Raw genomic sequence first — 12,625 nt, forward strand, 5'->3', positions numbered from 1 at the left:
TAGAGGGCGGGCCTTTGCCGCCGTGGCAGTTTGCTACTTTGGATAACGCTAGAAGCGCTGGCTGGCTGGGCAGCTCCACGGCGCAAGACGAGGGGAGGCCAGGCGCGTTACTCTAATCTGGCCATCGAAACCACGCTAATGCTGGGCATGGTATTCGGGCTGCGTTTGCGCCAATGCGAAGGGCTTCTGAGTTCGGCACTTGATTTGATGGCATTGGATTTGCCTATGCCTGATCACACCACGCTGAGCCGACGGTCCAGACCTGAAAACCATCAGCCAGAGGCAGCGACCGGCAGCCCGCGGCGACGGCCCCTTCACGTTCTGGTCGAAAATGCCGGGCTGAAAAATTATGGCGTTGGCCAATGGCTGGAAGAGAAACATGGCGCAAAGTCCCTGCATGGCTGACGCTAACTGCACTTGGCGGTAGACGCCGACGGCGGCGAGATCATTGCGCATAGTCTGACAAATCAGGAAACCGGCAATGCCTCGCAGCTGGGGCGTTGCTTGATCAGATCAATGATGAGATCGACCAGTTCACCGCCGAAGGAGCCTATGATGGTTATCCAACCTACGTCGCAGTTCTGCGTCACAGCGCGACCGCAAGGGTCGTCATTCCACCGCGATCGAACACGGTTGAACGTCTCAATGCCCAAGCGCACAGGCAGAGAGAAAACCACATCGCATCGATAAAATCGATGGCCGGCTGAAATGGCAGGCTTCTAGCGGCTATGGCAAAAGAGCGTTGGTTGACAGCGTTGCCATTTCTTTTGCGACAGACCCAGAACTGGACTATTTGTGCCGCTATCCCATCGAAGCTGGCATTTTCGGACTTGCGCGGTTGGCTCCATCCGGCCCAACTGAAATGGACGGTTCTGGGCTGGTCGCACCTGTAGATGCCGGTGGTCGGGCAGGGTGAAGCCAAGTAGGTATCCTTAAGAAAGGCTGTCCAAGAACTGCGTTCAAAAAGCTTTACAGGTTCTCCTTCAACAAGATTTCGATGCGTATTCTCTCTTGTGAAGCCAGGGGTTCTCGCTGATCGTGTCGAGCCTTGAGAATGCGGATCGCACTTCTGACCAGATGGCCGGGGTTTTGTGCGATCACGGCATCGATTTGCCCATTCCGCAGCGCCGCTTCTGTAAAGGGGGTGCGCTCGTGGACGATTTTCGTCAGCGGTTTGGTTGCAATTTTTGATATTTCCTCAATCGGGATGCGGGCTTCGGCGCTTAGAATATACAGGCCTGAAATATCGGGATGATTGGCAAAAACGTTGCGGAAAATCCGTCTGGTTCTTTGCAGATCTCCGTGGGTTTCAATCGAAGGCAGGGTTTTGAGTTCCGGATATTCCCGGTTGATGACGTCATCAAAGCCCAGTCGGCGTTCAATGCTGTCGCGCGATCGCATGGTCTCGGAGACGACCACGATTTTCCCCTTGCGCTCGCACAGAAAGCGGCCGAGCAGCTGAGCGGCTGTGGCGCCTGCGGCATGGTTGTTGATGCCGACAAAATCGATGCTGGCCGCTTTGGGTTGGCCGGCAAGAAACTGGACAACTTCTATTCCGCGCTCAAGAAGACGGTTGATGGCATCGCGAACCTGTGGTGATTCCGGCGCCATGATAGCAATGCCATAGACTGATTTGGCGTCCAGTTTGCCGAGATAGCTTGCGAGTCGATTTGGGTCTTCGGCGGGAAGGCGGACGGCGGCGACATCGACCATTTCGGCAGAGAAAGCTCTGTTGGCTTCTTCTATATGCTTTGCAAGAACATTCAGAAACTGATCTCCATGCTCGGGAAGTAAAAAACGGAAATGATAGTTTTTCTTTCGCGCAAGGTTGACCGCTGACAGATTGCGAACGAAGCCAATTCTGTCAATTGCCTCATTTACCTTGGTCACCGTGCGCTGTTTGACGCCCGGACGGCCATTCAATACGCGGTCAATCGTCGCGAGACTGACGCCTGCTTCTGCTGCTAAGTCTTTTGCTGTTGGTCGCATTGGCCTAAAATATTTCGCGTCAATCGGGTTGCTCAGATCGTTCGTCAGCCGATTTGTTCAATAAAATTCGCAGGAATGCAACTTTTGAGGTGCGCACCTCATGAATTGCTTGCAATGAGGTGCGCACCTCATTATTGGTGGTGACAGGAGGCCCTGCCATGCTGGCGGGATTGTAAAACGGGAGGAATATCTACTATGAAATTCAATCTGATGAATTCCGCGGCAGCGATCGGTCTTATGTTCGGGGCGACGGCGGGCGTTGGTTCTGCTCAGGCCGCCGATCTGACGCTGTGCTGGGCTGCCTGGGATCCGGCCAATGCGCTGGTCGAGATGAGCAAGGATTTCGAAGCAGAATCCGGACACACGATGAGCTTCGAGTTTGTTCCGTGGCCGAACTTCGCTGACCGCATGCTCAACGAGCTGAATTCCGGCGGCAAGCTTTGCGATCTGCTGATCGGCGATAGCCAGTGGATTGGTGGTGCTGCTGAGAACGGTCAGTATGTGAAACTCAATGACTTCTTCGATGCGCAAGGCATCAAGATGGATGATTTCCTGCCGGCCACAGTGACTGGTTATGCCGAATGGCCGAAGAATACGCCGAACTATTATGCGCTGCCCGCCTTTGCCGACGTTGTTGGCTGGACCTACCGCAAAGACTGGTTCTCGCGGCCTGAGATTCAGGCGGAATTCAAGGAAAAATACGGCCGTGATCTGGACGCGCCGAAGACCCTTGAAGAGCTCAAGCAGGTTGGCGAGTTCTTCCAAGGCCGAGAGATTGATGGCAAGAAGGTCTATGGTGCAGCCATCTACACCGAGCGCGGCTCCGAAGGCATCACCATGGGTGTTACCAACGCCCTCTACAATTACGGCTTCCAGTATGAAAATCCGGACAAGCCTTACGATCTGGAAGGCTTCGTCAATTCTGCCGGTGCTATAGAAGGTCTCGAATTCTACAAGGCCCTGTATGATTGCTGCACCCCTCCGGGCGCATCAGATGCCTACATGTCCCAGAACATCGATGCCTATAAGTCTGGCCAGGTGGCGATGCAGATGAACTTCGCGTTTATCTGGCCCGGCGTTGAAGCAGATCCGAATGTGGGCGGCGGCAAGTCAGGCTACTTCGCCAACCCGGCCGGGCCTGCAGGTCAGTTCGCTCAGCTCGGCGGTCAGGGTATTTCCGTTGTTGCAAACACTGAAAACATGGACGCGGCTCTGGAGTACATCAAGTGGTTCGCTCAAAAGGAAGTCCAGCAGAAATGGTGGGACGTTGGCGGTGCATCCGCAATGCGTGCTGTCGTCGAAGCGCCGGGCTTTGCTGCAAGCCAGCCATTTGCGCAGACATTCCTCGATTCCATGGCCATTGTGAAGGATTTCTGGGCTGAGCCTTCCTATGCGTCCCTGTTGCTGCCGATGCAGCAGCGAGTGCACAACTACGTTGTTGCCGGTGACGGCACCGCCAAGGAAGCCTTGGATGGTTTGGTCAAGGACTGGGACGAAGTCTTTGAAGACGAAGGCAAGAAGTAAGCCTTAACCCCTTGTGCTCCTCCCAATGAGCGGTGAGGCCGGAAAATCATATTCCGGCCTCACCGATGGGAATCAGGTGAATCTGCTATGTCAAACTCAGTGATAGACCGCGCTGCTCGGGCGACCCCGACTGCTGTCGCGCAAAAGGTAAAAGGGCTTTCAGACAGAGCGATTGCCTGGATTTTTGTTGCCCCGACAATCTTCATTTTGTTGGCGATCAATATTTTCCCGCTCATCTGGACCATTTATCTCAGCTTCACCAATTTCCGGGTGAACCGCCCCAACAATGCTGTCGAATGGGTGGGGTTGCGTAACTACGAGCGAATCCTGGGTGATCCCGACATCTGGATGACGATGCAGGCGACCGCGCATTTCCTGATCTGGACCATTGTCTGTCAGGTTCTAATCGGCTTTGCGCTGGCCTTTCTCATCAACAAGAAGTTCAAGGGCAATGATCTCTGGACCACGATCATCGTGTTTCCGATGATGCTTTCGCCCGCGGTAGTCGGCAATTTCTGGACCTTCCTCTACGAGCCGCAGATCGGCTTGTTCAACTATGTCGTCGGCTTTGTCACCGGTGCAGATCCGTCTAGTTTTTCGATGATCGGCGAGGTTTCACTCGCGCCTTGGTCCATCGTGATTGTCGACACCTGGATGTGGACACCCTTCGTCATGCTGATTTGTCTCGCCGGTCTCCGGTCCATCCCCGACAGCATCTACGAAGCTGCGGAGTGCGACCGGGCCAGCAAGTGGCGCCAGTTCTGGACCATCACCATCCCGATGATTCTGCCATTTCTGATGCTGGCGGTACTGTTCCGCGGCATCGAGAATTTCAAGATGTTCGATCTGGTGGTGCAGCTGACCGGAGGCGGGCCGGGCAACACCACCACGCTGACGTCAATTGATCTCAAGCGCGAAGCCTTTGAGAAATGGCGCACCGGATTTTCTTCCGCCTATGCCGTGATCCTCTTTGTCACGGTGTTTGGCCTCGCATCGATCTATGTGAAGGCGCTCAACAAGGTGAAACAAAGATGAGCTACTCCGTTACGCAGCCGTCTGTCAGGCAGAAATGGATCGCCGGAATTCTGGTGATTGGCTATGCATTGATCACCATGCTGCCGCTTTTGTGGATCGTCGCCACGGGCTTCAAGTCATCCGTCGATTCCATCGCCTATCCGCCAAAAATCCTGTTCGAGCCGACGGTTGAGGGTTATGTCAACGTCTTCACGGCGCAGACGCGCCTAAGCGCCGAACTTGCCGCCGAACCACGTGATGACCTGCCCTGGTACGAGCAACTGGTGCGCAACAAGGGCAATACGATCGTCGGCGCATCGCGCTATTCCGAGCGGTTTTTCAACTCCGTGATCATCGGCTTCGGGTCGACATTCTTTGCCATCGTGCTCGGGACCGCTGCCGCCTATGCGTTCTCGAGATTCAAGGTTCCGCTCAAGGATGATCTACTGTTCTTCATTCTGTCGACGCGGATGATGCCGCCGATTGCGGTGGCAATTCCGATCTTCCTGATGTTCAGGAACCTGGGGCTGAACGACACCCATGCCGGAATGATCCTGCTCTATACGGCGATCAACCTGTCGCTTGCGGTTTGGCTGATCAACGGCTTTATCGACGAAATTCCGATCGAATATGAAGAAGCGGCACTGATCGATGGCTACACTCGGTTTCAGGCGTTCTACAAGGTCGTGCTGCCGCAGGCCGCCACCGGAATTGCCTCCACCGCCATCTTCTGCCTGATCTTCTCGTGGAATGAATATGCGCTGGCGGTGTTGCTTACTTCCGGCACCGCACAAACCGCGCCCCCCTTCATTCCGACGATCATTGGCGTGGGCGGCCAGGACTGGCCGGCCGTGGCTGCCGGGGCGACGATCTTCCTGGTTCCGGTGATGGTTTTCACCATCCTCCTGCGCAAGCACCTGCTTCGCGGCATCACCTTTGGAGCGGTTCGCAAATGACAAACTTCTTCAATGGTTTGCTGCGCTTGCGGCGCGGATCATGGGAAATGCTGGCATCGATTCTGATCGCGCTGGGCGTCGTCATGCTGATGCAACCGTTCGCACTGTGGCTGTTCACCTATTCCTTCATCATAACCTTGGTTGGCACAGTGATGTTCATCATCGTCAGCCATTTCCCGGAGTAGCCCATGGCACAGATCATGATCAAGAATCTGCGCAAGGACTTTGGGTCGTTCAATGCGGTCAAATCATCCACCTTCACGGTTGAGGACGGTGAGTTCTTCATGCTGCTTGGTCCCTCCGGTTGCGGCAAGACCACGACCTTGCGGATGATGGCCGGGCTTGAACTTCCGACAAGCGGCGAAATCTACATCGGTGGTGAGGAGGTGGGCATGAAGCCTGCCAGTCAGCGCGACATCGCCTTCGTCTTCCAGATGTTTGCACTTTATCCGCACATGAATGTCGGCAAGAACATTTCCTATCCGCTGATTAGCCAGGGCATGCCCCGGGCCCAGGTGAAGAAGAAAGTCGGAGAGGTTGCCGAGATTCTGGGAATTACAGATATTCTCGGTCGCCCGGTGGGCGGCCTGTCAGGCGGCGACCGCCAGAGGGTGGCGCTCGGGCGTGCAATTGTCCGTGACCCTAAAGCCTTCTTGATGGACGAACCGCTGGGAGCGCTCGACGCCGAGTTTCGCGAGCACATGTCGGAAGAGCTTCGCGCGCTTCACGACCGGATGGGGGCGACAACTGTCTATGTCACCCACGACCAGCTGGAAGCGATGCAAATGGGTGACAAGATCGTGGTGATGAACCACGGCGTTGTCGAACAGTTCGGACGCCCGCAACAGATCTATGATTGGCCTTCGACCATGTTTGTGGCCAGTTTTCTTGGCTCCCCATCGATGAATTTCCTGAATTTCGAGGGTTCACTGGCAAGCAACCAGGCCACGATCGAGATGCATGGGGTCGACTTTGCAATCCCCGCATCGCTTGAGGGCGTAGCGGGGAAGCTGGCGTTTGGGGTGCGGCCGGAACACGTGCGGTTTTCTGATGCTAGCGCCTACAGGGGCGAAGTTCTTGCAACCGAGTATCTTGGCACGACGCAGATCATCACCGTCGCCACGCCCAACGGAGATTTGAAAACGCGCATCAGTGCCGCTCAACCGGTCACGGTTGGCGAACGGGTGGGGCTGGAATTTGATCCACGCACCATCACGATCTTCGATACCGCAACGGGACGGGCTTCGCTGTCACACGCCAATCAGGAGGTCTTGGGACATGGCTGATGTCATCTTGAAAAATGTGACCAAGCGCTTCGATTCCGAGGTTGCCCTCGATAATGTGAGCATGACAATTCCGGATGGATCCTTCGTGGTTCTGCTCGGGCCCACGGGTGCGGGCAAAACCACAACCCTGCGCATGGTGTCTGGCCTTGATACGCCTGATTCAGGCGAAATTTGCATCGGTGGCCAATCGATGACCGGGCTGACACCAGCCCAGAGAAACGTGGCCATGGTGTTCCAGCAATACTCGCTGTACCCACATCTGACTGTGCGCGAGAATCTGGCGTTTCCGCTGAAATCGCCATTGCTCAAAACGCCTGCCGACGAGATCGCCCGCAAGATCAAGGAGGTTGCCGAGGTTCTGCAGATTTCCCACAAGCTCGACAACAAGGCGACAGCTCTGTCCGGCGGAGAAATGCAGCGTGTTTCCATAGGCCGCGCGCTCGTCAGAAGCCCCTCCATCTACCTGATGGATGAACCGCTGAGCTCGCTCGACGCCAAGCTTCGCGCCGATTTGCGGATTGAATTGAAGCGCATCCAATCCATGTCCGGCGCCACCCTGCTTTATGTCACCCACGACCAGATCGAAGCCATGACCATGGCGACCCATGTGGGCGTTCTCGACCGCGGAAAACTGGTCCAGTTCGGCAGCCCACGGGAAATCTACGAAAACCCGGTGAGTATTTACGCAGCCAGCCGTCTCGGCCAGCCGAGGATCAATATTCTGCCCGCCGATTTGTTCAAGGGAGCGCCTGTCAGGGCGGTCAAGATCGGCTTGCGGCCCGAGCAGATTGTCCAGGGGGCAGGCGAAGACAGTGTTGTCAAACGCGTCGAACATCTGGGTGACCAGACACGCTTGCATCTGTCTTTCAAGAACCATGATCTGGTGTCCGTGACGGATGCTCACACAACGTTGAGTGAAGGCGACATCGTCAAAATCAGGCCCGAGAAGCCGTTCTATTTCGATGCTGACGGCGCGCGAATTGCCGAGGAGAACGTCCGATGACCCAGTTTATGAACAACAAGGAAGATATCGTCACCGAAGCAATTGACGGTGTCATTGCGGTATCGGGCGGCAAGCTTGCCCGGCTGGATGGTTACCCGCACATCCGGGTGGTGCTCCGCAACGATTGGGACAAGTCGAAAGTGGCTTTGGTTTCCGGCGGAGGATCAGGCCACGAACCTGCGCATGCAGGATTTGTCGGTGAAGGCATGTTGACCGCTGCCGTGTGCGGCGATGTGTTTGCCTCTCCCTCCGTCGACGCTGTGCTGGCCGGAATCCTGGCTGTGACCGGTCCTGCCGGCTGCCTGCTGATCGTCAAGAACTACACTGGCGACCGGCTGAATTTTGGCTTGGCGGCGGAACGCGCCAGGGCCTTTGGTCTCGATGTCAGCATGGTCGTTGTCGACGACGATGTTGCTTTGCCTGATCTGCCACAGGCGCGTGGCGTGGCCGGAACCCTGTTTGTACACAAGGTCGCCGGTGCATTGGCGGCACGCGGTGTCAAGCTTGACGAGATCACCAGACGGGTCGAGAAAGTCATTTCTGGCACCAAGACAATCGGCATGTCGCTCGATACCTGCACGGTTCCGGGATCACCGAAAGAAAGCAGAATTCCGAAAGGTATGGCCGAGCTCGGTCTTGGCATCCATGGCGAAGCCGGCGTGGAGCAAATTCAGTACTCCGATGCGCGGCAAGCGATGGATGCGGTTGCCGCCAAGCTCGGCAAGCATATGGGCGAGGGCGATCATGTCGCCTTGCTGAACAATCTCGGTGGCGCTTCTGTTCTCGAAATGGCCATTCTGGCCAACGAATTGGCGAATTCGAGTATTGCCGGCAAGCTGAAATGGATCATCGGCCCGGCCGCAATGGTCACGTCGCTGGATATGCGCGGTTTCTCGGTATCGGTCTATCCGGCCGATGTCGAAGACCTTGAGGCGCTTTCTCAACCAACGCCGCTTTCGGCCTGGCCGGGCATCTCCGAAATCACGCCCGTGAAGGTCCTCAACCTGCCCGATGGGCTGGCACCCATTAAGCCGCTTCCGTCGGAACATGCGGAAACCCGCGCGTTTCTGACCAAGTGCTGCGAGATCCTGATCAAATCCGAAAGTGACCTGAATGCGCTGGATGCGAAATCCGGCGATGGCGATACCGGCTCGACGCTGGCCGGGGCTGCGCGCGCATTGATTGCGAGCATGGATACGCTTCCACTGGCAGATCACACCCAACTCTACCGTGCTCTCGGTCAGGAACTCAGCCAGACGATGGGTGGTTCCTCCGGTGTACTGCTTGCCATCTTCTTCGCAGCGGCAGGCGATGCAGCTTCAAGTGGCCTTTCGATGACCGGGGCGCTCAAGGCAGGTCTGGTCAGAATGCAGGAAATCGGTGGCGCCAAACTGGGCGACCGGACCATGGTGGATGCGCTTCATCCGGCACTTGAGGCGCTGGAAGACAATCTGCATCTGGCGGCCAAGGCCGCGCGTGCGGGTGCGGATCACACAGCGACCCTGACCAAAGCGAACGCGGGTCGGGCAACCTACATCAATGCACAGCAGCTTGAAGGTCATACCGATCCAGGCGCTGAAGCCGTGGCGCGGTTGTTTGAGCATCTGCAAGGTTAGTGCCGTCTTGACGTTTGCAGAAGCATTTGCGGGCAGAATCCTCAAATCGGTGTAATAGTTCCATAAATTGGGATTATGCGACTTTTTGTTGAGGCAGCTATTCGGTATTTAATAATGTGACAGTGCTCGGGTGATACCCGATGCATTGAAATGGTTCATATGATGCGCAAGCGACATGAGAGTTTTGCCCAGAATTCGCATACCTCAATCGCTGAACAATTCAAAATCCTGGCAGCTTGATAGTCAGCAGCAAAGCGCCCCATCGTGGCCAGAAGTACGATTTGCGACAGAACCCACTGCCCTGCTCCGCTCAAGATTGCCGTTTTGATAGGCCTAAATATGAGGAAGACGCTGCGAGCTAACCTCCATAGGGCGGCAAGATCAAACCCTTGCTGCCAAGCCCAGAGATGGCGAACAGGCCACCCGGCGATTGCTGGCCCGCCAGTTCGCTGTCGCTTCGGCGCAAACGCGCGGTGGTGACATAAAGCACATCGAGATCCTTGCCGCCGAATTCGCAGCAGGTGGGAAGGTCGCAGGGCATGTCGATTTCCCTCATGAGCTTTCCGTCCGGATCATAGGTCAGCAGCTTGCCCTTGAATGGAATGGTGAGCCAGTAACAGCCATCCGCATCGACAGTGGCGCCGTCGACGATGAAATCGCGATCGGAAAGATCGATCAAGACCCGGCGGTTCGAAACCTCGCCGCTTTCCGGGTCGAAATCGAACACCCAGACCAGATGGGTGTGACTGTCGGTGAAGTACATCTTGTCACCATCGGGGCTCCAGGCCAGACCATTGGCGCAACCGACCCCGTCAATCACTTTGTGAACGGAATGATCGGTATCGAGCCGGTACAGCGCGCCGATTTTTGCGGCCGGCTTGCCCGGTGCTTCGAACATCGATCCGGACCAGAAACGCCCCTGGCGGTCGGTCTTGCCGTCATTAAATCGCGTGTCCGACATATCCTGTTCCGGGTCGGCAATCGGTGTGAAAACGCCGGTGTCCGGATCGAAGAAATGGAACCCGCTGGCCATGGTCAGCACAAGACCGCCGGACCGGCGCAGTCCGATACAGCCCAGATATTCAGGCGCCGTCCAGCTGTGATTCTCCCGGCTTGCCGGATCGAAGCGGTAAATTGTCGGGCCATATATATCGATCCACCACAAAACCTGCGCCACCGGGTCCCAGACCGTCCCCTCGCCTAATTCGGCGCGTGCGTCGACGACACATTCGATATCCATGACTTTACTCGCCTCTCTGTGGTCGTGGCCGTTTGCGAAACAGAACCTGCCCGATCCTTTGCACGGTCTCACCGCTTGCGGCCACCGTCACCAATATGACAAGGCCATAAACCACCTGCAATGCGCCACTGCTCAGGTTGAGGGCAGGCAACAGACCGTTGAGGATCGTCAGGATCAGGGCGCCGGCGACGGTGCCGACGTAGGTGCCGGTTCCACCGAGGATCGATGCGCCGCCGATGGCGACGGCTGCGACCGAGGTAAACAGGTAGGCATCGCCCATGCCCAGATACGCTTGTCCGGAATAGCCGGTCAGGAGGATACCCGCCAGGGCCGCGGTAAAACCGGAAATCACATAGGTGGCAATCGTCGTTCGAACCGTGGGCACGCCTGAATAGCGGGCGACCTCGGCATTGTCGCCGACTGCGTAGAGTTGCCGGCCGAAGACCGTTCGCGACAGAACGAATGTTGCCACCACCGCAAGCACCAGCCAGATGAGGCCGAGAACCGGGACAGGACCGATGCGTCCCACGGCGAGATAGGTGATGAATTCGGGCGTCGGCGGCGTCGGGCGACCGCCAGTGAAGACCAGGATGACACCCTGCAGGATGACATTAGTGGCCAGTGTCATGATGATCGGCGGGACGCCGGCAATGGCAACACCGATGCCGTTGAAGATGCCGACAGCCATCCCCCCGAACAGCACCAGCGGCACCACCCAGGCCAGATTCCCGTCCTGTCCGCCGGCGAGCATCGCCATCGTTACGGCGGCGCAATTGAGCACCCATGGAATGGAGAGATCGATCCCAGCGCCGATGACGACGAAAGTCTGCCCGATGCTGACAATGCCAATGAAGGCGGCGAGGATCACCGTCAGCCTGAGATTAGATTCGGAAAGAAAACCAGGCGAGACGAAGCTCGTGGCAATCAGCAGGATGATGGCGCTTGCATAGGCGAGCAGGATCTGGCCGCGGCCTTCCAGAAGTGATCTCATGAGCTTGAGGCCCTGGTTTTCTTCTCGATGATCGAGGTGACGAGAACGGCGCATAAAAGAATGGCCCCCGAGGCCACCGGCTGCCAGTAGCTGGAGATCCTGAGCACGAAGATCAGATTGCCGATGATAGTGAGGATGAAGGCGCCGATGACGGTGCCAAGCAGGTGTCCGCGTCCACCAAAAAGGCTGACGCCGCCGATCACGCTCGCCGCCACCGATGCAAGAATGTAATCGCTACCGATATTGGGCGATCCGGCGCCGATTTGGGTGGTGAGGTAAAGGGCGGCCATGGCGGCAAACAGACCCGACAGCCCATAGCAGACCATATTCACGCTCATTTCCGAGACGCCGGAGAGATACGCCGCCTTGGCACTCGAGCCGACCGCCTTGATGGTCGTGCCGGTGCGGGTGGCGGCAAACCAGACCCAGAACAGCAGCAAGGCAGCAATCAGCCAGACTGGCATGACTATTCCGTAGAGCTTTTCATTGGCAAAGCTGATCCACCAGCCGGGAACCTTTCCGCCATCGGTGGGCAACACCATCATTGCCACGCCGCTCAGGATCGACCACATCGCCAGTGTGACCAGGAACGGCTGCAGCCGGAAGGTTGTCATGATCCAGCCGTTGAGCGCGCCGATTAGAGCCCCGCCGGCAAGTACGATCGCCGACCAGACCATGACCGAAATGGCGCTGTCTCCGACCTGGGTCGCGAAAACCGAGGTGCCGAGACTGATGATTCCGCCGATCGACAGATCGATGCCGCCGCGCATCATGACGATGGTTTGCGCCGTTGCCGCCAGCACCAACGTCAGCGCCGCGGCTGAATCGATGTTGAGCTCCTCGATGGTCAGCACACCGCGCCCGAGCGAGGCGTAGACCATCAGGATAACGAGCAACATCGCAGCCGCAAACAGCAATGACATGTGGTTGCGCATAACCGCCCTGATCCGTCGGCTGGGCGCCCGGGCGGTCTGCATGCTCAGATCGTTTGTCTGTATCGACATCA

General features: G+C 57.0%; 11 protein-coding genes and 2 pseudogenes. 9 read left to right on the plus strand and 4 right to left on the minus strand.

From position 1 onward, the window contains the following. Positions 1 to 30: 30 nt before the first annotated feature. A pseudogene (locus ACK6D9_RS04310) lies at positions 31 to 754 on the plus strand (IS5 family transposase); the annotation flags it as partial. Positions 755 to 969: 215 nt separating this feature from the next. On the opposite strand, the gene ACK6D9_RS04315 reads toward ACK6D9_RS04310, so the two are convergent. Beyond that, positions 970 to 1,989, minus strand: a complete 1,020-nt coding sequence (locus ACK6D9_RS04315) for a LacI family DNA-binding transcriptional regulator (protein ID WP_412050764.1) — start codon at positions 1,987 to 1,989, stop codon at positions 970 to 972. A 210-nt stretch (positions 1,990 to 2,199) separates the two neighbouring features. Between ACK6D9_RS04315 and ACK6D9_RS04320 the strand changes: the two genes are divergently transcribed. The 8 genes and pseudogenes from ACK6D9_RS04320 to ACK6D9_RS04355 all read left to right on the plus strand — a co-directional run. After that, positions 2,200 to 3,513, plus strand: coding sequence for an ABC transporter substrate-binding protein (locus ACK6D9_RS04320; protein WP_412051734.1), 1,314 nt, complete (start codon positions 2,200 to 2,202; stop codon positions 3,511 to 3,513). Positions 3,514 to 3,600: 87 nt separating this feature from the next. After that, positions 3,601 to 4,548, plus strand: coding sequence for a carbohydrate ABC transporter permease (locus ACK6D9_RS04325; RefSeq protein WP_412050765.1), 948 nt, complete (start codon positions 3,601 to 3,603; stop codon positions 4,546 to 4,548). Next, the gene (locus ACK6D9_RS04330; protein ID WP_267655563.1) at positions 4,545 to 5,483 is read left to right on the plus strand and encodes a carbohydrate ABC transporter permease; all 939 of its coding nucleotides are present in this window, start codon (positions 4,545 to 4,547) and stop codon (positions 5,481 to 5,483) included. The genes ACK6D9_RS04325 and ACK6D9_RS04330 overlap by 4 nt, the downstream gene beginning before the upstream one ends. After that, positions 5,480 to 5,668, plus strand: coding sequence for a hypothetical protein (locus ACK6D9_RS04335; protein ID WP_267655564.1), 189 nt, complete (start codon positions 5,480 to 5,482; stop codon positions 5,666 to 5,668). Before ACK6D9_RS04330 ends, ACK6D9_RS04335 begins: the two co-directional genes overlap by 4 nt. A gap of 3 nt (positions 5,669 to 5,671) precedes the next feature. Continuing rightward, positions 5,672 to 6,769: an ABC transporter ATP-binding protein gene (locus tag ACK6D9_RS04340; protein WP_412050766.1), complete on the plus strand. Its 1,098-nt coding sequence runs from the start codon at positions 5,672 to 5,674 to the stop codon at positions 6,767 to 6,769. Continuing rightward, positions 6,762 to 7,772 (plus strand): ABC transporter ATP-binding protein, encoded by a 1,011-nt coding sequence (locus ACK6D9_RS04345; RefSeq protein ID WP_412050767.1) that lies wholly within the window; start codon positions 6,762 to 6,764, stop codon positions 7,770 to 7,772. Before ACK6D9_RS04340 ends, ACK6D9_RS04345 begins: the two co-directional genes overlap by 8 nt. After that, entirely contained in the window at positions 7,769 to 9,388 is a 1,620-nt protein-coding gene (locus tag ACK6D9_RS04350; RefSeq protein WP_412050768.1) for a dihydroxyacetone kinase subunit DhaK, read from the plus strand. The genes ACK6D9_RS04345 and ACK6D9_RS04350 overlap by 4 nt, the downstream gene beginning before the upstream one ends. Positions 9,389 to 9,532: 144 nt before the next feature. After that, positions 9,533 to 9,628, plus strand: a pseudogene (locus ACK6D9_RS04355) (IS6 family transposase); the annotation flags it as partial. Positions 9,629 to 9,746: 118 nt separating this feature from the next. Here ACK6D9_RS04355 and ACK6D9_RS04360 read toward each other — a convergent pair. The 3 genes from ACK6D9_RS04360 to ACK6D9_RS04370 are packed head-to-tail and all read right to left on the minus strand — an operon-like array spanning position 9,747 to position 12,623. Continuing rightward, complete coding sequence (locus tag ACK6D9_RS04360) at positions 9,747 to 10,628, minus strand: SMP-30/gluconolactonase/LRE family protein (protein ID WP_412050769.1); 882 nt, start codon at positions 10,626 to 10,628, stop codon at positions 9,747 to 9,749. Between the two features lie 4 nt (positions 10,629 to 10,632). Further along, positions 10,633 to 11,619 carry an ABC transporter permease gene (locus ACK6D9_RS04365; protein WP_412050770.1) on the minus strand — a complete coding sequence of 329 codons (987 nt, stop codon included), beginning with the start codon at positions 11,617 to 11,619 and terminating at the stop codon, positions 10,633 to 10,635. Continuing rightward, positions 11,616 to 12,623, minus strand: a complete 1,008-nt coding sequence (locus ACK6D9_RS04370) for an ABC transporter permease (RefSeq protein WP_412050771.1) — start codon at positions 12,621 to 12,623, stop codon at positions 11,616 to 11,618. Before ACK6D9_RS04370 ends, ACK6D9_RS04365 begins: the two co-directional genes overlap by 4 nt. Between the last annotated feature and the right edge of the window lie 2 nt (positions 12,624 to 12,625).

Source organism: Hoeflea sp. Naph1 (assembly GCF_046837775.1).
GTDB lineage: Bacteria > Pseudomonadota > Alphaproteobacteria > Rhizobiales > Rhizobiaceae > Hoeflea.

What these genes read in the sequence shown, in the direction of transcription:
- ACK6D9_RS04350 (WP_412050768.1), top strand. Translation starts at nt 7,769, where the DNA reads ATGACCCAGTTTATGAACAACAAGGAAGATATCGTCACCGAAGCAATT.
- ACK6D9_RS04345 (WP_412050767.1), top strand. Translation starts at nt 6,762, where the DNA reads ATGGCTGATGTCATCTTGAAAAATGTGACCAAGCGCTTCGATTCCGAG.
- ACK6D9_RS04330 (WP_267655563.1), top strand. Translation starts at nt 4,545, where the DNA reads ATGAGCTACTCCGTTACGCAGCCGTCTGTCAGGCAGAAATGGATCGCC.
- ACK6D9_RS04325 (WP_412050765.1), top strand. Translation starts at nt 3,601, where the DNA reads ATGTCAAACTCAGTGATAGACCGCGCTGCTCGGGCGACCCCGACTGCT.
- ACK6D9_RS04360 (WP_412050769.1), bottom strand. Translation starts at nt 10,628, where the DNA reads ATGGATATCGAATGTGTCGTCGACGCACGCGCCGAATTAGGCGAGGGG.
- ACK6D9_RS04340 (WP_412050766.1), top strand. Translation starts at nt 5,672, where the DNA reads ATGGCACAGATCATGATCAAGAATCTGCGCAAGGACTTTGGGTCGTTC.
- ACK6D9_RS04365 (WP_412050770.1), bottom strand. Translation starts at nt 11,619, where the DNA reads ATGAGATCACTTCTGGAAGGCCGCGGCCAGATCCTGCTCGCCTATGCA.
- ACK6D9_RS04320 (WP_412051734.1), top strand. Translation starts at nt 2,200, where the DNA reads ATGAATTCCGCGGCAGCGATCGGTCTTATGTTCGGGGCGACGGCGGGC.
- ACK6D9_RS04315 (WP_412050764.1), bottom strand. Translation starts at nt 1,989, where the DNA reads ATGCGACCAACAGCAAAAGACTTAGCAGCAGAAGCAGGCGTCAGTCTC.
- ACK6D9_RS04335 (WP_267655564.1), top strand. Translation starts at nt 5,480, where the DNA reads ATGACAAACTTCTTCAATGGTTTGCTGCGCTTGCGGCGCGGATCATGG.
- ACK6D9_RS04370 (WP_412050771.1), bottom strand. Translation starts at nt 12,623, where the DNA reads ATGTCGATACAGACAAACGATCTGAGCATGCAGACCGCCCGGGCGCCC.